At 65.1% G+C, this 18,252-nt stretch carries 16 protein-coding genes and 1 tRNA gene; 10 read left to right on the top strand and 7 right to left on the bottom strand.

Annotation, left to right across the window (positions count from 1 at the left end):
* Positions 1–132 precede the first annotated feature (132 nt).
* From AC1MCA_RS04330 to AC1MCA_RS04295, 8 genes are all read left to right on the top strand, one after another.
* Positions 133–810, top strand: coding sequence for an FtsB family cell division protein (locus AC1MCA_RS04330; RefSeq protein ID WP_479801472.1), 678 nt, complete (start codon positions 133–135; stop codon positions 808–810).
* Positions 811–837: 27 nt separating this feature from the next.
* Positions 838–1,509 carry a DUF501 domain-containing protein gene (locus AC1MCA_RS04325; RefSeq protein ID WP_479801471.1) on the top strand — a complete coding sequence of 224 codons (672 nt, stop codon included), beginning with the start codon at positions 838–840 and terminating at the stop codon, positions 1,507–1,509.
* The gene (locus tag AC1MCA_RS04320; RefSeq protein ID WP_479801470.1) at positions 1,506–2,453 is read left to right on the top strand and encodes a Ppx/GppA phosphatase family protein; all 948 of its coding nucleotides are present in this window, start codon (positions 1,506–1,508) and stop codon (positions 2,451–2,453) included. Before AC1MCA_RS04325 ends, AC1MCA_RS04320 begins: the two co-directional genes overlap by 4 nt.
* 37 nt (positions 2,454–2,490) lie before the next feature.
* The gene (locus AC1MCA_RS04315; RefSeq protein ID WP_479801469.1) at positions 2,491–3,864 is read left to right on the top strand and encodes a S8 family serine peptidase; all 1,374 of its coding nucleotides are present in this window, start codon (positions 2,491–2,493) and stop codon (positions 3,862–3,864) included.
* A 39-nt stretch (positions 3,865–3,903) separates the two neighbouring features.
* Positions 3,904–5,394: an NAD(P)/FAD-dependent oxidoreductase gene (locus tag AC1MCA_RS04310; RefSeq protein WP_479801468.1), complete on the top strand. Its 1,491-nt coding sequence runs from the start codon at positions 3,904–3,906 to the stop codon at positions 5,392–5,394.
* A 91-nt stretch (positions 5,395–5,485) separates the two neighbouring features.
* Positions 5,486–6,430 (top strand): N-acetyltransferase, encoded by a 945-nt coding sequence (locus tag AC1MCA_RS04305; protein ID WP_479801467.1) that lies wholly within the window; start codon positions 5,486–5,488, stop codon positions 6,428–6,430.
* A 20-nt stretch (positions 6,431–6,450) separates the two neighbouring features.
* Positions 6,451–6,524: transfer RNA gene (locus tag AC1MCA_RS04300), tRNA-Leu, on the top strand.
* 222 nt (positions 6,525–6,746) lie between these two features.
* A complete protein-coding gene (locus AC1MCA_RS04295) occupies positions 6,747–8,099 on the top strand; it encodes an ABC transporter substrate-binding protein (protein ID WP_479801466.1) in 1,353 nt (450 codons plus the stop codon).
* Positions 8,100–8,345: 246 nt separating this feature from the next.
* Here the strand turns inward: AC1MCA_RS04295 and AC1MCA_RS04290 are convergent, their stop codons facing one another.
* Genes AC1MCA_RS04290 through AC1MCA_RS04275 form a run of 4 tightly spaced genes read right to left on the bottom strand, consistent with a single transcriptional unit; the run spans position 8,346 to position 12,411 of the window.
* Positions 8,346–9,113: an ABC transporter ATP-binding protein gene (locus AC1MCA_RS04290; protein WP_108598683.1), complete on the bottom strand. Its 768-nt coding sequence runs from the start codon at positions 9,111–9,113 to the stop codon at positions 8,346–8,348.
* Entirely contained in the window at positions 9,110–10,141 is a 1,032-nt protein-coding gene (locus AC1MCA_RS04285) for an ABC transporter ATP-binding protein (protein ID WP_479801465.1), read from the bottom strand. The genes AC1MCA_RS04290 and AC1MCA_RS04285 overlap by 4 nt, the downstream gene beginning before the upstream one ends.
* A complete protein-coding gene (locus AC1MCA_RS04280) occupies positions 10,138–11,106 on the bottom strand; it encodes a branched-chain amino acid ABC transporter permease (protein ID WP_108598681.1) in 969 nt (322 codons plus the stop codon). Before AC1MCA_RS04280 ends, AC1MCA_RS04285 begins: the two co-directional genes overlap by 4 nt.
* A gap of 9 nt (positions 11,107–11,115) precedes the next feature.
* A complete protein-coding gene (locus AC1MCA_RS04275) occupies positions 11,116–12,411 on the bottom strand; it encodes a branched-chain amino acid ABC transporter permease (RefSeq protein WP_108598680.1) in 1,296 nt (431 codons plus the stop codon).
* Between the two features lie 460 nt (positions 12,412–12,871).
* Here AC1MCA_RS04275 and AC1MCA_RS04270 point away from each other — a divergent pair, with 460 nt between their 5' ends.
* Complete coding sequence (locus AC1MCA_RS04270) at positions 12,872–13,783, top strand: Bax inhibitor-1/YccA family protein (protein WP_479801464.1); 912 nt, start codon at positions 12,872–12,874, stop codon at positions 13,781–13,783.
* 103 nt (positions 13,784–13,886) lie between these two features.
* Here the strand turns inward: AC1MCA_RS04270 and galK are convergent, their stop codons facing one another.
* The 3 genes from galK to AC1MCA_RS04255 are packed head-to-tail and all read right to left on the bottom strand — an operon-like array spanning position 13,887 to position 17,141.
* A complete protein-coding gene (galK, locus tag AC1MCA_RS04265) occupies positions 13,887–15,065 on the bottom strand; it encodes a galactokinase (RefSeq protein ID WP_479803286.1) in 1,179 nt (392 codons plus the stop codon).
* A 20-nt stretch (positions 15,066–15,085) separates the two neighbouring features.
* Positions 15,086–16,258, bottom strand: coding sequence for a galactose-1-phosphate uridylyltransferase (gene galT, locus AC1MCA_RS04260; RefSeq protein WP_479801463.1), 1,173 nt, complete (start codon positions 16,256–16,258; stop codon positions 15,086–15,088).
* Between the two features lie 55 nt (positions 16,259–16,313).
* Positions 16,314–17,141, bottom strand: a complete 828-nt coding sequence (locus AC1MCA_RS04255) for a DeoR/GlpR family DNA-binding transcription regulator (protein WP_479801462.1) — start codon at positions 17,139–17,141, stop codon at positions 16,314–16,316.
* Positions 17,142–17,284: 143 nt separating this feature from the next.
* Between AC1MCA_RS04255 and AC1MCA_RS04250 the strand changes: the two genes are divergently transcribed.
* The gene (locus tag AC1MCA_RS04250; RefSeq protein ID WP_479801461.1) at positions 17,285–18,241 is read left to right on the top strand and encodes an aldose 1-epimerase family protein; all 957 of its coding nucleotides are present in this window, start codon (positions 17,285–17,287) and stop codon (positions 18,239–18,241) included.
* Positions 18,242–18,252: the final 11 nt, after the last annotated feature.

Genomic DNA, 18,252 nt, shown 5'->3' with positions numbered 1-18,252 from the left:
GACCATAGCCACCGGTTTTTGTTTCAGCCCGGTTTTCCGCCGGCACCTGTTCCAGCCGGCAATTGTTCCAGCCGGCATTTGTTCAGCGCAGAGAGTTGCGGCCAGAGGCAGGCCGCACGTTTCAGGAGTGTCATGGCTACCCGCCGTCCCAAAGTCCCCAAGGCCGCCGCCAGAACCCCATCGGCAGCGGATGCCGCCAAGGACGCGGCAGAAGTCATCCGTGCCGACTTCGGCGGCACTGGCGCGGCCAGCGGTGCCGGTCGTGGCACAGCAGGCGGCGCAAAGGACAAACCCGCGGCCCCGAAGGGCGCCGCGGGTGCCAAGGCCAAGGCCGGCGCCGGCGCCACCCGGGTAAGCGGTAAGGCTGCCGTTGCAGGGGCCGGAGCCAAGAAGGACGATCCAACCCACGACGACGCCCATCCGGTTCCGGCGAAGGCGTTCTCCGGGCGGATGCTTGCCCTTGCCGTGGTCATGATTGCCATCACCATCATGCTCGCGCCTACAGTCAAAATCTTCTTCGATAAGCGCGCCGAGCTTGCTGCTTTGAGTGCCGATATTGAGGCCCGCCAGGCGGAGCAGGATGTCCTGCGGCAGCAGCTCTCGCGCTGGCAGGATCCGAACTACGTGAAACAGCAGGCCCGCGACCGCATTAACATGGTTATGCCGGGTGAATCCGGCTACTGGGTCTTCGGCAGCGATCTGCCGGCCGGAACAAGCAGTAGCCAGACCGCCACGGCAGCACAAGACCCCGCCGATCTGCCGTGGGTGGATTCCCTGTGGGAGTCCATCAGGCGTGCGGCCACAGACTGAACAGCTAGAGGAAGGATGGCCGCGCCAGTGGAAGAAAACACGGCAATTGCGCCGGAGATGTCCCGCCAGCCATCAGCACATGATCTTGAGGTACTCAGCAGGCAGCTGGGACGGCCGGTCCGCGACGTTGTGGAGATCCCGGCGCGCTGCGTCTGCGGCAATCCGCTCGTGGCGGCAACGGCACCCCGGCTGAGCAACGGAACGCCGTTTCCCACCACGTTCTACCTGACGCACCCCGTCATCACCGCGGCGGTTTCGAGGCTGGAAGCTGCCGGGCTCATGAACGACATGAACGAACGCCTCACCGCTGACGAGCCGCTTGCCGCAGCCTACCGGTCCGCCCATGAGGACTATCTGACGGCCCGGGCAGGCATCGGGCAACGCTCAGGCATCGGGGCCGTCCCCGAGATTGACGGCATCTCCGCCGGCGGAATGCCCACCCGTGTGAAGTGCCTGCACGTCCTGGTAGGCCACTCGCTGGCAGCCGGACCGGGCATTAACCCGCTGGGCGACGAAGCGATCGCGGGCATCAGTGAATGGTGGACCGCGGACCGTTGCTACTGCGATGGAGCATGGGACACCGCGGGGGAGGCCCCGTCACGGGACCTCAGCCGGCACGGACCGCAGGGCCTGCCGGACATCGTGGGCCGCCCCGCTCCGGTCCGGAAGTCCTCCGGCAGCGAAGGGGCAGCACCATGACCCGCGTCGCGGCAATCGACTGCGGCACCAACTCCATCCGCCTGCTCATCGCCGACATCGACCGCAGCAACGGGACCGCTAAGCTGACGGACGTGGTCCGCGAAATGCGGGTGGTCCGGCTCGGCCAGGGCGTGGACGCCACCGGTGAACTCGCCCCCGAAGCGCTGGAGCGCACCTTCGCGGCCACAGCCGATTACGCGGACATGATCCGCGAACACGGCGCCGAGGCCGTCCGGTTTGTGGCCACCTCGGCCAGCAGGGACGCCCGCAACCGCCAGGTCTTCGTTGACGGGATCCGGGAACTGCTCGGCGTGGAGCCGGAGGTCATCTCCGGCGACGAGGAAGCTGCCCTGTCTTTCGCCGGCGCCAGCAGTGTCCTGCCCATCCTCGACGGTGACCACGTCCTGGTGGTGGACCTAGGCGGCGGAAGCACCGAATTCGTCCTGGGCACCGCCAACGGCGTCACGGCAGGTAAATCTGTGGACATCGGCTGCGTCCGTCTGACCGAACGGCATCTGAGGAATGATCCCCCCACCGCCGAACAGGTCGCCGCAGCGACGGCCGACGTCGACGCCGCCATCACCCGTGCGGGACTGGACGTTCCGCTGGAACGCGCCACCGCCGTCGTCGGGGTGGCCGGTTCGATCACCACCATCACAGCGCACGCGCTGCGGCTGCCGGAGTATTCGCCTGAGGCGATCCACGGCACCGAACTGCCCATCACGGACATCGCGGCGGCCGCCACCGATCTCCTGGAAATGCCGCGGGCCGAACGGGGAGCACTGCCGTACATGCACCCCGGCCGTGTGGACGTCATCGGCGCCGGCGGGCTGGTGTGGCGGCGCATTCTGGAGCGGATGCATGAACTCAGTGCGGGACGCATCGTGACGGCCACCGCCAGCGAACACGATATTCTTGACGGTATTGCCCTGAGCCTGAACTGAACTTAGGCTCAGCCAACAAATTACACGGGGACCCCACATGACCAGAGCAACAGCACGGTTCCGACGGACCGCCTCAGCTCTTTTGGCGGTGACCCTCGCGGGCATCAGCCTGGCCGCCGGGCTCGCCCTGGCACCTGCTGCCCAGGCGGACGCCGATCGGGACAAACAGTATTGGCTGGCCGAAGCCGGCATCACCAAGGCCTGGGACATCTCCAAGGGCGCCGGAGTAAAGATCGCGGTGATCGACAGCGGGGTCGACGCCCAACACCCTGACCTCAAGGGTGCTGTGACCGGAGGTTTCGACGCCTCCGGCGCGGGCAGCGCCAATGGACAGAAAAGCCTGGGCATCAAGCCGGAACACGGAACCCTCGTGGCCACCATGCTGGCCGGCCGGGGCCATCAGCCTGCCAGTTCCACCGCCTCTCCGAGCCCCGCTCCGGCCGGTGCGGGACCTGACGGCATGGTGGGGGTGGCGCCGGAGGCTGAGATCCTCTCCATTTCCACCTGGCTGGGATCGGCAAACCCCGCCGGCAAGAGCGATCAGGACCAGATCCCCGAAGCCGTCCGCTGGGCTGTGGACAACGGGGCCAAAGTCATCAATATCTCCCTGGGAAGCACCACTCCGCAGTGGCCGCAAAGCTGGGACGCCGCTTTCCTCTACGCCGAACAGAAGGACGTGGTCATCGTTGCCGCGGCCGGAAACAGGATCGGCGGCAACCTCCAGGTGGGAGCGCCGGCCACCATCCCCGGTGTCCTGACGGTAGCCGGCCTGGACCGCAAAGGGGTGGCGAGCGTCGATTCGTCCTCCCAAGGAATCAGCATCGGCGTAGCGGCCCCGGCGGAAAACCTGCTCGGCGGACTTCCCAGCGGCGGCTACGCCGAATGGTCCGGCACGTCCGGGGCAACGCCTATCGTCGCCGGCGTCGCCGCCCTCATCCGTTCCAAATGGCCGGAGATGAGCGCCAAACAGGTGATCAACAGGATTGTCAGCACGGCCAAGGACGCAGGTCCTGCCGGCAAGGATCCGCTGTATGGCTTTGGTGTGCTGAACGCCGAGGCCGCCCTGAAGGATTCCGTCCCCGAGGCAGCGGCCAACCCGCTGGGGTCCATTTCCGATTGGATCAGGGTCCACCGCCGCGGGAACCTTGGCACGCCCGCCCCGGTGCCCACCGATGAAGTGGCCAGCGCGGTCCCCACGCTGCCTGAGCCTTCCGTGCCCGCAGCGGAGACGCCGTCCGGGCGTGACACTGCCGTCGGCGCCGCCGTCGTGATCGGCTCGGCAGGGCTGTTTGTGGCGATCATCGGAGCCGCTGCAGTACAGCTCCGCAGGGCCGCCCGAAACCCCGGCCTGGCGCGCGAGGATCCGGACACCGGGGCCTTCCATACCGTGGATTCCGGCCGCCAAACGTAGTTAGTGAAGATTTTCACAAACTGTTGTATCCTTGAAACCATGGCAACCTCCCCTCAGCTCCAGGACCGTCCCAGGGTACTCGTCGTCGGCGGCGGGTACGTCGGCCTGTACGTAGCCCTCAAACTGCAGAACAAGATCGCGAATGCCGGTGGCATTGTCACGCTCGTTGATCCGCTGCCCTACATGACCTACCAGCCCTTCCTGCCGGAAGTGGCCGGCGGCAACATCGAGGCCCGCCACGCGGTGGTGTCCCACCGCCAGCACCTGAAGCAGACCGAACTCATCCAGGGCAGCGTTACCTCGATCGACCACGCCAACCGCACCGCCGTCGTGGCGCCCGCGGACGGCGGCGGGCACATCGAGATCCCCTACTTCGACATCGTGATCGCCGCAGGCGCCATCACCCGCACGTTCCCCATCAAGGGGCTCGCGGACAAGGGCATCGGCTTGAAGACCATCGAAGAGGCCGTGGCCCTTCGCAACAAGGTCCTGGAGCGTATCGAAGTAGCTTCCACCATGACCGATCCCGCTGCCCGCGCCAAGGCTTTGACCTTCGTGGTGGTGGGTGGCGGTTTTGCCGGCATCGAGTGCATCACGGAGATGGAGGACCTGGCCCGCGCAGCGGTCAGGAACAACCCGCGCATCAAGCAGGAGGAAGTCCGCTTCGTCCTGGTTGAGGCCATGGGACGCATCATGCCCGAGGTCACAGCACCGCAGGCTGAATGGGTTGTGGAGCACCTCCGGAGCCGCGGCATCGAGGTCCTGCTTAACACCTCGCTGGACAGCGCCGAAGGCAGCCTGAAGCTGATCAACCTCCCGGACAAGAGCTTTGCCCAGGAATTTGAAGCCGACACCCTCGTCTGGACCGCCGGTGTGCAGGCCAACCCGATGATCCGCTCCTCCGACTTCCCGCTGGAACCGCGCGGCCGCGTCCGGGTCCTCCCGGACCTCCGCATTGCCGGCGACGAAGGCATCATCGAGAACGCCTGGGCCGCCGGCGACATCGCAGCTGTGCCGGACCTCACGGGCAGCGGCCTGCCGGACGGGACCTGCGTCCCGAACGCCCAGCACGCGCTGCGCCAGGCCAAGCGCCTCGCCAAGAACCTGTGGGCTTCCCGCTGGGACAAGCCGCTGAAGGACTACAAGCACAAGAACCTTGGCGCTGTGGCGGGCTTCGGCGAGTGGAAGGGTGTTGCCAACATCAGCCTTGTGGGCCGCATCGGCCTGAAGGGCCCGCTGGCCTGGCTTGCGCACCGCGGCTACCACGGCATGGCCATGCCTACGGTTGAGCGCAAGATCCGCGTGATCTTCGGCTGGATCCTCGCCTTCTTCATGGGCCGCGACACCACCCCGCTCGTCCACCTCGACAACCCGCGTGGCGCCTTCGCCGCTGCCGCCGCCCCGCCCAAGCCGGCAGCTGCTGCTGCCCCGGCGGCGGACACGCGGGAGGTCGCCGCAGCAGCCCAGCCCGGCTCCGCTGAGGCCACCAAGGTTGACCCCAAACAGTCGGTCACCGCTGACGCCAAGTAGCAGGCCAAGCGCCCTTTTGTAACGCCCGACGGCGGCTCACCCCTTGAGGGGGTGGCCGCCGTTTGGCGTTTCCGCCTTCTAGACTGGCACCATGACTGGCGAAAAGAACCTCCAGACCCTGCTGGCTGCACTTCACCCGGAGCTGCGCGACGGTGAATACGTTTATGTGCTCTGGCCGCATGGCAGGCCGCTGGCGCCCGGCATCGAAGCCGCTGTCCGCGAAGCCGAGGGCCTCACCGTGGTCCTTCCGCGGGCGGAGGCGGACAGCCTGGGCCTGCACTACGATTTTGTGGCCGCATGGATCACGCTGAAGGTGCATTCCGAACTCGAAGCAATTGGCCTGACGTCCGCCGTTGGCAGGGCCCTGACCGACGCCCATATCAGCTGCAACGTCCTGGCCGGGTTCCACCACGATCACCTCCTGGTGCCTGTCGCTGACGCGGCCCGGGCCATTGAAGCGCTGGCCGAGCTGTCCGCTGAAAGCCGGCACCAGCCCCGCCCGGAGCTGGTGCTGCGCGACGAAACCCAGGCTGACCGCCCCGCGATCCTGAAACTGACCGCCGAGGCCTTCGCCGTGTCGCCCGCCACGGGCCTTCCTGCCGTGGGGGAGCCGGTTGAAGTAGAAGTGCTGCGCCAACTGTTCGAGTGCGAGGAATACCTGCCGCAGTTCAGCATCGTGGCGGAACTGGACGGCGAGGTGGTTGCCCATGTCATCAGCACCCGCGGCTGGGTAGAGGAGCACGAATTGCTGGGGCTGGGGCCTATCGGCGTGACCCCCCGGCTCCAACGCCACGGCATCGGCAGTGCGCTGATGAACGAGACCATCGCGCGGGCCAACGCCGCCAGGGAGAGTGGCATCGCACTCCTGGGGAGCACCGAGTACTACCCGCGCTTCGGCTTTGTGCCGGCCACTTCCCTGGGTGTGCTGCCGCCCGAAGAGGTGTGGGCGGACAACTTCCAACTCCTGCCCCTGGCAGTGTGGCCGGGGGGAGTGCACGGCCGGTTCCGGTACGCCGAGCCCTTCAACCGTCTCTGAGGAGATACCATTGACCGGGCGCCCCAGTAGCCCAATTGGCAGAGGCAGCGGACTTAAAATCCGCGTGTTGTGGGTTCGAGTCCCACCTGGGGTACAGATTCTGAGTCCGGCCAGGCCCGCGGGCGCCTCTGAGGGGCGGACGTGAACGTCGTTGGCCCCTTCGCTGACGTTGATTTCGCATATGCAACGACTGTTATAAGGATGTGACCTCAGTCACTTATATCCGCCTCTGTTATGCATTAGCTTGAGTTAACTCAGGAACACCTGATCATCCGCGTCAAAGGCCGTTCGCACCTTTCGATCCAGGAGATTGTCAATGATTTCACTCCCCCCTGTGGCACCCCGCGTCGCCAAGCTCACAGCGCTTGGCGTGGGCGTCGCCCTTCTGGCCACAGCCTGTGGTGGTACCTCCACCCCAAGCTCGACGGAAACGGCTGCTCCCACAGCAGCAGCCGGCATTTCCTGCCCAGCTCCCAGCGCTACGGCCGGAGCCTCAACGGCTGCCGCTGCCGGCGGCCCCGTTCCCGCCTCAACCACCACCACAGAGACACCACTGAAGATCGGTTCGCTGTTGCCCACCACCGGTTCGCTGGCCTTCCTCGGCCCGCCCGAAATCGCCGGCGTCAACCTGGGCATCCAGGAAGTCAACAGTGCCGGCGGCGTGCTGGGCAAGCCCGTAGAGGTTATTCACCGTGACTCCGGTGACACCAAGACGGACATCGCGACCCAGTCCACCACCGCCTTGCTCGGGTCGGGCGTCAGCGCCATTGTTGGAGCGGCCTCCTCCGGCGTCTCCAAGACGGTCATCAACCAGATCACCGGTGCCGGCGTTATCCACTTCTCACCGGCCAACACGTCCCCGGACTTCACCACATGGGATGACAAGGGCCTCTACTGGCGCACCGCGCCCTCGGACGTCCTCCAGGGCAAGGTGCTGGGCAACTACATGGCAACCTGTGGCGCGCAGACTGTGGGCATGATCGTCCTCAATGACGCCTACGGCACCGGCCTGGCGAAGAACGTCAAGTCCGCCTTTGAGGCCGCCGGCGGCAAGGTTGTAGCCGAAGAGCTCTTCAACGAAGGTGACTCCCAGTTCAGCAGCCAGGTGGACAAGGTTATTGCGGCCAAGCCGGACGCCATTGCCCTGATCACCTTCGACCAGGCCAAGAGCATCGTTCCGCTGATGACCGGCAAGGGCATCAAGGCCACCCAGATGTTCCTGGTGGACGGCAACACCTCGGACTACAGCAAGGACTTCACGGCTGGCACCCTCAAGGGCGCCCAGGGCACCATCCCGGGTACCTTCGCCAAGGAGGACTTCAAGAAGAAGCTGCTGGCCGTTGATCCGGCACTGAAGGACTACAGCTACGCAGGCGAGTCCTATGACGCCGTCAACCTGATTGCACTGGCATCCGAGGCCGCAAAGAGCACCAAGGGCACCGACATCGCTGCGCAGCTCAAGTCCGTATCTGAAGTGGGCGAGAAGTGCATGGACTACCCGTCCTGCGTGACGCTGCTCCGCAACGGTAAGGACATCGACTACGACGGCCAGTCCGGTCCGGTGACGTTCTCTGAAGCGGGCGACCCCACGGAGGCCTACATCGGTATCTACGAATACCAGGACAACAACACCTACAAGCCGTCCAAGGAAGAATTCGGCAAGCTGTAAACGCCGCTCCTCAGATAGCCCAGAAAGCCCCCGTCCAGCCGGACGGGGGCTTTTTGCTGCCTCGGCCAGTCCGTCCCGGCCATGGTGCAGGTGGTGAGGGGAGCGTCTCTCCCAGGCCAGGGTGCGGGCGGCCGGTGGACAGGTCTCAAGCGCTCCTGTGGCAGACGCAGACCGGGGGTAACAGCGGGGCAGACGGAAGGGCCGCCACCGGACGGTGACGGCCCTTCAAGGACTTCTTGTGGCGGCTTAGACTTCGTCCGCCAGCGTACCGAGGTACAGCTGGATCACCTTGGGGTCCTTCATGAGCTCCCTGCCAGTGCCTGTGTAGGCGTCCCTGCCCTGGTCAAGGACGTAGGCCCGGTCGCAGATCTGCAGGCAGCGCCGGGCGTTCTGTTCCACCATGATGACCGATACACCTGCCCGGTTGATCTCATGGACACGCAGGAAGGTCTCGTCCTGTTTCACGGGGGAGAGGCCGGCTGACGGCTCATCGAGCAGCAGCACCGCCGGTTCCATCATCAGGGCGCGTCCCATGGCCACCATCTGGCGTTCACCGCCGGAGAGTGAGCCTGCCCGCTGGGCCCGGCGTTTTCCGAGCTCAGGGAAAAGACTGGTGACGAAGTCGAACCGCTCGTTGAAGTCCTTGGGCCGCTGGAACATGCCCATCTGCATGTTCTCCTCGATGGTCAGGGTGGAGAACACGTTGTTGTTCTGCGGGACGAATCCCACACCCTTGGTCACCAGCTTGTTGGCCTTCAGCCCGGTGATGTCCTGGCCGCGGACCACGACGGTGCCGGAGTGGACTTTGACGAGCCCGAACATGGCTTTCAGCAGGGTGGACTTGCCGGCACCGTTGGGGCCGATGATGCCGATCAGCTCGCCCTTGCGGGCCTCGATACTGCAGCCGTTGAGGATGTTCACTCCGGGAAGATAGCCGGCCACGAGGTCGGTGACCTTAACAACGGAGTCACTTGCTGTGCTGCTTGCGGCGGCCGCCGCGCTGACGGCGCTCATTTGGTGTCCTTCTTCCTGGAACCGGGATCATCGGATTCAGTGCCAATGACGTCAAGGGCGATGATGCCGGCGTTGTCTGTACCGACGATGGAGGACTCATCGGCCACCAGCTCGGCCGCCAGCTCCTTGATTCCCTCTGCATCGCCCAGATCGACGTCGTGGTGCGCGCCCAGGTAGGCGTCGATCACGGCGGGGTTCTTCATCACGTCCCCGGGAGGGCCTTCCGCTACAACCTTGCCTTCTGCCATGACCACCACCCAGTCGGCAATATGGCGGACCATGTTCATGTCGTGTTCGACGAACAGTACGGTCATGCCTTCGGCTTTGAGGTTCTTGATGTGGTCCAGGAGTGACTGGGTGAGTGCAGGGTTGACGCCTGCCATCGGCTCGTCGAGCATCACCAGCTTGGGCCTGACCATCAGCGAACGCGCCATTTCGAGCAGCTTGCGTTGGCCGCCGGACAGGGAAGCTGCGTAGTCGTCCCTTTTCGCGTCGAGTTTGAACTTCTCCAGGAGGACCTCCGCCTGCGCGGTGATTTCCTTTTCGCGGCCGCCCCACAACCCCTTGAACAAGGCGTGGGACAGCCGTTCACCGGGCTGCTGCGACCCGCCGAGGCGCATGTTCTCCATGACCGTGAGCTTGCCCATGACCTTCGTCAGCTGGAACGTACGCACCATGCCCATCCTGGCCACCTTGTACGGTGAAACGCCCGCCAGGCTGTTGCCTTCAAACTGCCACTTTCCGGAATTCGGTGTATCGAACCCGGTGAGCAGGTTGAAGAGCGTGGTCTTGCCGGCACCGTTGGGGCCGATCAGGGCTGTGATCTTGTGGCGCGGAATCTCGAGGTATTCGACATCCACCGCATTGATGCCGCCAAAGGAACGGGTGACATTCTCAGCCACTACGATCGGGTCCCGCTTCTTGCACCCGGGAGCGATATCGCCGGCCGCGATCGGACGGTCGTCCGTCATGTATTCGATGGTTTCCCGGTTCTCCGCCGCGCGGGGTTCTTCGCTGTGCTTGCTCATGCGAACGCCAGCTCCTTCTTGTTGCCAAAGACGCCCTGCGGCCTGAATATCATCAGCAGCATGAGGGCGACGCCTACCAGAATGTAACGCAGCTGACCGGCCTGGACCGTGTTCAGCCAGGTCACAGCCCCGGATTCAATCAGCCCGTAAAGGATGCCCTGGGTCAGTGAAAGTACCACCCAGAAAATCATTGCACCCACCACCGGTCCGAGCACAGTGCCCAGGCCGCCCAGCAGGAGACAGGTATACAGGAAGAACGTGAGCTCCGTGCCGTAGTTGGCCGGCTGGACCGCACCACGGGGGAGGGTGAAGACCATACCCGCGAGGGCGCCGAGAACGCCACCGATGACCAGGGCCTGCATTTTGTACGCGTAGACGTTCTTGCCCAGTGAGCGGACGGCGTTCTCGTCCTCGCGGATGCCCTTGAGGACACGGCCCCACGGGCTCCGCATCAGCAGCCAGACCAGGACGCAGCAGACGATCACCAGTCCCCAGCCCACAACGCGGATGAAGAGGTCCCTGTTGTTCATGCCGAAGTACGAGCCTTCGGGGAAGGGGTTCATCGAATAGAATCCGCCCTCGAAAGCCGCCAGGCCGTTGGCCGAGCCCGTCACTCCCGTGAGCTGGTTGGTCGTCACGATGTATCGGACGATTTCGGCTGCGGCGATGGTGACGATGGCGAGGTAATCAGCCCTGAGCCGCAGGGTGGGGATACCCAGCAGGAGGGCGAAAATGGCGGAACAGATAATGGCGATCAGCAGTCCCACAAAGAAAGGAACGCCGAACGTGAGGGTTGAGATGGCGAAGCCGTAGGCTCCGACGGCCATAAAGCCTGCCTGGCCGAAGTTCAGCAGGCCTGAGTAGCCGAAGTGGACCGCAAGGCCGAGGGCGGCAAGGGCGTACGCCGCCGTCGTCGGGCTGAACAGTTCACCGGCAGCGCTGGAAAGAATAAATCCGAAGTCCATGGCTGTCTCCTAACCCACGCGCTCGCGACGGCCCAGGATGCCCTGCGGCCGGAACAAGAGGACAACAATCATGATGAACAGTGCTCCCACGTATTTGAGGTCGGCGGCGAGGCCGAACACGGTGGTCAGCTCCACGAAGATGCCGACGATGATTGACCCGATGAGTGCACCCCAAACGGTCCCGAGGCCGCCGAGGGTAACGCCGGCGAAGATCAGCAACAGGATCTGGGAGCCCATATCGAACGTGACCCCGGGGCGGTAGTAGGCCCAGAGGATACCGCCGAGGGATGCCAGCATGCCGCCGGCCACCCACACGATGCGGATCACGTTGTCCACGTCGATCCCTGAAGCAGCCGCGAGGGCCGGGTTGTCAGCCACTGCCCGGGTTGCCTTGCCGAGGCGGGTCTTGAGCAGGACGATGCCCAGGATCGCTATGACCACGGCGCTGATCACCAGGGACCAGAGGTTGTTGGGCGAGATCGAAACCGGCCCGAGCTGTATTTCGGGACTTTGGGCGAACGGCAGTTGCTGCGTGGCCCCACCGAAGAAGAACTGGATGATGTACCGCACGGCCAGGGCGAGGCCGATGCTCACAATCATCATGGGCACGAGGCCGGTGCCCTTGCGCCGCAGCGGCTTCCAGAGTCCTGCGTCCTGGACGTAGCCGAAGAGGCCGCCTCCGAGCAGCGCCAGGATAAGTGCGAGCCAGAAGGGCATGCCCACGGCATTGAACATAAAGACCAGGACTGCACCAAGGGTGACCATTTCACCGTGCGCAAAGTTGGTCAGGCCGGTGGTTCCGAAGATCAGCGAAAGGCCCACGGACGCCAGCGCGAGGAGGAGGCCGAAGCTCAGCCCTGCGACGAGGCGGTTGAGGAGGTTTTGGCCGAAGTCCTGCTGCTGGACCACGATGCCTTTACCGAAGGCGAAAATGACAGACAGGTTTGAGGTCTGGCTGAACGTGACGCTGCGGGGGTTTTCCTGGCCTTCCGCGAGCTTGATGCCTTCCGGCAGGGTTGATTCGTCCAGTTCGATCTCGTAAGTGCCCTGGACCGGGACTCCGATGTTCCACGCGCCATTGGCGCCGGAGGTGGCAGTGCCTTCGAAGTCTCCGCTTTTGGCGGTGATTTTGACGTCTGCGATCGGGGCCCGGGTATCGTCGCGGAGGAAGCCGCTGATGTTGTTCTGGAATGTCTGGTTCGACGGGGATGGTGTCGGAGACGGGGAAGTGGCTTGTGATGCCGGAGCGACCACGAGCAGAATCACTACGATGGAGGCAAAAATAGCCCCGAGCGCCTTCAGCAATCCGCCGGGCCGTCTATGCGGCAAGCCTTTGGGTGTACTTCTCAAATTGAATAACCTCCACTTGGGGGGTGGGCCAGGCTGCGCCGTTGCAGCCCCTGCGAACGTCACGGGACGGACGCCAATCTGTGATGTCCGTCACCGTGTGTGGCCAATGTTACAGCGCGTCAGGGGCAAATCCGCCGGTCCGGGAAAGCTCTGCGGTCGCGATCGCATAACAACTGGGTCAATATGGTTGGCCGCCCGGCAGGGGGCGTGCAGCGAAACTTTTGTTGAACAGCGGTATTTCCCACCAGCGGCGTGCCCTGACGGGTTCCCGCGGGCCGCAGCAGCCGGCCTGATCCGCATCACGGTTGGGTTTCAGCGCTGTTGAACAGGGAACTTATTAGAGCGCAGGCACGTGGAAATTGGTAACGTGAAACCTGAATTCACGTATCGAACCCTTATTTGGAGGACACCAGCAATGGCACTTGGCGGAAACCCGATCTTCAACGGAAAGAATTTCCGTGGAGCAACGCAGGCGCCGCCTGTCCCGCAGGCGCCCTACGGACAGGCACAGTACGGCCAGCAGCCCTACGGACAGCAGTCTTACGGCCGCGCGCCCGGCCAGGTCATGGACGGGCAGGGCGGGTGGGCCCAGCAGCAGAACATGACTGACGAGCAGCTGCGGCAGATGTACAACCAGCCGGCCGCAGGTCCCGCGGACACCGGCCGGATGACTTACGACGACGTCATCGTCAAGACTGCGGCCTGCCTCGGGGTCCTGCTCGCCGGCGCCGCCGTGACCATGTTCGTCAGCATGGGGCTCGCATCCCTGCTCATGATTGTCGGCGCGCTCGGCGGCTTCGTCCTGGCACTGGTCAACACGTTCAAAAAGCAGCCTTCCCCGGCACTGATCCTTGCCTACGCCGGTCTCGAGGGCCTCTTCCTCGGCGGCCTGACCCGCGTCCTGGACACCATGTACCCGGGAGTCGGCCTGCAGGCCGTCATCGGCACCCTGTCGGTGTTTACCGTGACGCTCCTGCTCTTCAAGAGCGGCAAGGTCCGCGCCTCGCCCAAGGCCATGAAGTTCTTTATGATCGCCTTGGTCGGCTACGCGCTGTTCTCCGTGGTGAACCTGGTCATGATGGTGACCGGCCTGACATCGGAACCGTTCGGCCTGCGCAGCGGCATCATCGGCGTAGTTATCGGCATCCTCGCTATCGGCCTCGCCGCCTTCTCCCTGGTGATGGACTTCACCAGCATTGAAGCCGGCGTTCAGGCCGGTGCACCCCAGCGCTTTTCCTGGACCGCAGCGTTTGGCCTGACGGTCACGCTGGTATGGCTCTACGTGGAGATCATCCGCGTCCTGGCCATACTCCGCGGCGAGGACTAGCGCCCAGGGCGCCTTCCGCCGTCGTCATCCCTGAATCAATACAGAGGGTCTCCGCCAGTGCTCATTGCACGGCGGGGACCCTCTGTATTTCCCGGCTAATGCCCTACTGCAGGCGCATCGCCCCGGCGGCAGGGGTCACAGTAAAGATTTCCGGAGCCTTGTAGCCTGCCTCCGCGAACGCGCGTTCGACGGCGGCCCGCACCTTTTGCTCCTCCGCCAGCGGGGTCAGGGCAATAGCCGCGCCGCCGAACCCGCCGCCGGTCATACGGGCGCCGATGGCACCATTGGCGCGTGAGGTTGCCACGGCAAGGTCGAGTTCCGGACAGGAGATTTCGAAGTCGTCCCGCATGGAGGCGTGGCTGGCATCAAGCAGTGCACCGATTGCGCCGGGACCTTCGGTAGCCAGCAGCTGCACCGTCTGGAGAACACGATCATTCTCGGTCACCACGTGGCGCACGCGCCGGTAGGTGACGTCGTCCAGGAGGCCGCGGGCTTCCGCGAGGTCGCCGCTCTTGACGTCCCGGAGCGCTTTGACGCCCAGTACCTCGGCCCCGAGTTCGCAGGAGGCACGGCGCGATGCGTAACCGCCGTCGGCATGCGAATGGGAGACCTTGGTGTCGATGACCAGCATCACCAGGCCGGCAGGCTCTGCCTCGAACGGAACCAACCGGACGCTCTGGTCGCGGCAGTCCAGGAACACGGCGTGGCACTTGGCCCCGCGCAGTGACGCGGACTGGTCCATGATGCCGGTGGGGGCGCCCACGAAGTCATTCTCGGCGCGCTGGGTGGCGAGGACCATCTCCTCAGGCTCCAGCCCGGCCCCGGTCAGGTCGTTCAGGGCCGAGATGACAGCGCACTCGATGGCGTGTGATGAGGAGAGGCCGGCGCCCAGGGGGACGGTGGAATCGAGCAGCAGGTCCAGCCCGGGAACCGCGATGCCGCGCTGCTGCAGTGCCCACATAACGCCCAGCGGGTACTTCGTCCAGCCCTTGGCGGAGGCTGCATCCAGCGCACTGACATCGGCGCTGACCATCCCGTGGTCGCCGTACGTGGACAGGAGCCGCACTACGGAGTCCGGGCGGACGGCCACCGCCACCCGGGCGGTCTTGTCGATCGCGAACGGAAGCACAAAGCCTTCGTTGTAGTCGGTGTGTTCGCCGATCAGGTTCACGCGGCCCGGTGCCTGCCAGACGCCGTCGGGAGCCGTGCCGAACTCCCGCTCAAAGCGGGCTGCAAGCTCAGCAGGGGAACGGTCCGGAGTGCCGGACTGGGCCGGTGTCACCTCCGGATGAGGGGCGTCGCTCACGCGTGTGCTCCTTCGGTCCGGGCCGCCAACGGGGCGGCAAATACGGTAGCGGGGGACAGTGTGGACTCCGGGACGGTCACGGCGCGGAGCCGTTCCGCGACGCTTTCCGGAGTGGTGTCATTGATGAACGCGCCCATCGCGGCCTCGGACCCGGCAAGGTACTTGAGTTTGTCAGCTGCCCGGCGCGGCGAGGTCAGCTGGAGGTGCAGGTAACCGGCGGGGCGCAGGAGGTCGTCGAGTGGTGCCTGGTGCCACGCGGAGATATACGGCGTGGGCGTCGGGTAAAGGGCGTCGAGCCTCTTCAGGAGGTCCAGGTACACATGTGCCAGTTCGTCCTTTTCCTCCCCGCTCAGGGCTGCAAGATCGGGCACCTGGCGGTGCGGAACCAGATGGATTTCCAGTGGCCAGCGCGCGGCGAAGGGCACGTAGGCGCTGAAGTTCTCGCCTTCCATCACCATCCGGCTCCCGTCCTCCCGCTCCGCGCGCAGCAGGGAACCCGTCAGGGTCTGCCGGCCGTCGCAGCCATCATAGAATTTCCGCGCAGCGGCCCCAAGAACACCGGCCCTGGGAGTGATGTAGGGGTAGGCGTAGATCTGGCCGTGCGGGTGGTGCAGCGTCACGCCAATGTCGGCGCCCCGGTTTTCGAAAGGAAAAACCTGCTTGATGCCCGGCAGGGCGCTGAGTGCCGCGGTGCGCTGTGCCCAGGCCTCAACAACGGTCCGCGCGCGCGCTTCGCCCAAACCGCTGAATGATCCGGTGTGTTCGGGGGTGAAGGCCACCACCTCGCAACGTCCGTATGCCGGGCCGGTGGTGCCCCACTCCGGGGCGGAGGGGATGGGACCCAGAGCGGGGCCCAGCGAGGGGAAACGGTTTTCAAACACCACGACGTCGTAGTCCGGTGCTGGTATTTCCGACGGGTTGGCGGCGGTGGTGGGGCAGATGGGGCACTGGTCCGCGGGCGGGAGGTGGGTGCGGGTCTGCCGGTGGGCGGCCACAGCCACCCATTCGTCGGTGAGGGCATCGAAGCGGACTTCGCCCGGCTCGCCACGCTCAGGCAGCGGCCTGAGGTCCGTGGTGGTTTCGGCGGTGCGCGGCATGGGGACATCGGCGTCGTCGAAATAAATCAGCTCCCGGCCGTCGGCAAGGTTGGTGCTGGTGATACTTGTCATTGCGTTCCTTCGGGTGCTGGTGCCGGTATAAGTCCGGCCTTAGTGGCTGGTGGGTCTAAGCGGCTTCCGGGGCGATACGCAGCTGGCGGACGGCGCCGCGGAGGGCCGTTGCTGCGTCTGGGCTAAGTCCTGGATCGGTGATCAGGATGTCGACGGCGGACAGCGGGGCGATGCCTGCCAGGCCCACCATGCCGTACTTGGTGGCGTCGGCAAGGACAACCAGCTTCGCGGAGCCGGCGATCATGGCGGCGTTGACCTCTGCTTCGAGCATGTTCGGGGAAGTGATTCCGGCGTCCACGTCCATGCCGTGGACGCCCATAAAGCACAGGTCGGCGGCAATGGCCTTCGCAGCCTGGGCGGCCAGCGGCCCCACCAGCGCCTCCGATGGTGTTCTCTCGCCGCCCACGATCAGGGTCCGGATGCCATGGCGGGGTTGGCCGACGCTGCCGGCCCCGGTGCCGCCGTCGGGAGCGTCCGGCTGTGCGGCTGCAAGCGAGTGGGCCACCATGATGGAGTTGGTGGCAACGGTGATCCCCAGGTTGCGGGGAAGGATCCTTGCCAGCTCAAACGTTGTGGTGCCGCCGGACAGGAATACGGTCATGCCCGGCCGGATCAGTTCAAGGGCCGCTGCGGCGATGGCTGCCTTGGCATCCAGCTCCCGTGTGGATTTGACGGCGAAGCCCGGTTCGAGCGCGCTGAAGCTGTCGGTACGGGCTGCGCCGCCATGCACACGGAGGAGCAGCCCGCCGGCGTCGAGGGCGTCAATGTCCCGGCGAACGGTCATCTCGGAAACGTCCAGGCGGGCTGCCAGGGCTGCCACCCGGACGGTACCCGCGTCCATCAGCTCCTGGAGGATCAGGTGCTGGCGTTGAGCTGCCAACATGGTGTTCCTCCTGGGTCCGGGGTTTCGTGTGGCATGTCCTCAATGATCATCCCATATTTCGCTCAAAAAGAAATAGATTAACACAAAAGATAACATTGGCGTGTGATGGCAGGACCTTCCCGTGTCCCTGTACGGTGGTGCTCATGACTTCGATTCCAAGTGCGGACACAGGCGTCGCCACGGGCTTTCAGGCCTACGCCACCGGCAGGCAGTACGAGATCCGCAGGGGTGACGCCCTTGCAGTTGTCACCGAGCTGGCAGCCGGGCTGCGGCTCTACAGCCGCGCCGGCGTGGCGTTGACGGAAACCTACGGCGATGACCAAATCGCGCCCGGCGCCGGCGGCATCACCCTCGCACCGTGGGCAAACAGGGTGGAGGACGGGGTCTGGTACCTCAACGGCAAGAAGCAGCAGCTGGACATCACGGAGGTTTCGCGGAACAACGCGAGCCATGGCCTGCTCCGCAACGCGTCCTACAACCTGGTGGATGAGTCCGAGCATTCAGTGACACTGGAGGCTACGGTCTTTCCGCAACATGGTTACCCGTTCCTGGTACGGCACCGGGTGCAGTATTCCCTGGCAGAGGATCTGGGGCTGGAGGTCCGCCAGACCCTGATCAACCATTCCACAGCCCCCGCACCATTCGTCCTCGGCGCCCATCCGTACCTGCGGCTGGGCGGGACGGCCGTGGACGATCTGATCCTGACGGTAGCTGCTGACACCCGGCTGGTGGCCGACGAGCGCCTCATTCCGCGCAGCGCGGAGCCTGTCAGCGGGGACTCTGACTTCCGTGCCGGTCTCAGGGTGGGAGACCTCGACGTCGATGTCGCCCTGACGGATCTGGCGTTCGACGGCGGCACCGCCCGCCACACGCTGAGCGCTCCGGACGGCCGCAGTGTGACGCTGTGGCAGGACGGGTCCTGCGGCTACGTCCACGTTTTTGTGACCACCGAGCTGCCCGGCAACGAACGGGCTGTAGCGATCGAGCCCATGACCGGGCCGGCGAACGCCTTCAACTCCGGTGACGGGCTGCGGTGGCTCCCGGCCGGCGAATCCTTCGGTATCTCCTGGGGAATCAGCGCGGTCCTGGACCGGGCATGATGCCTGGCCGC

The sequence above is a fragment of the Arthrobacter sp. BK1 genome (genome assembly GCF_056680055.1).
This window is presented reverse-complemented; position numbering and strand designations above follow the sequence as displayed.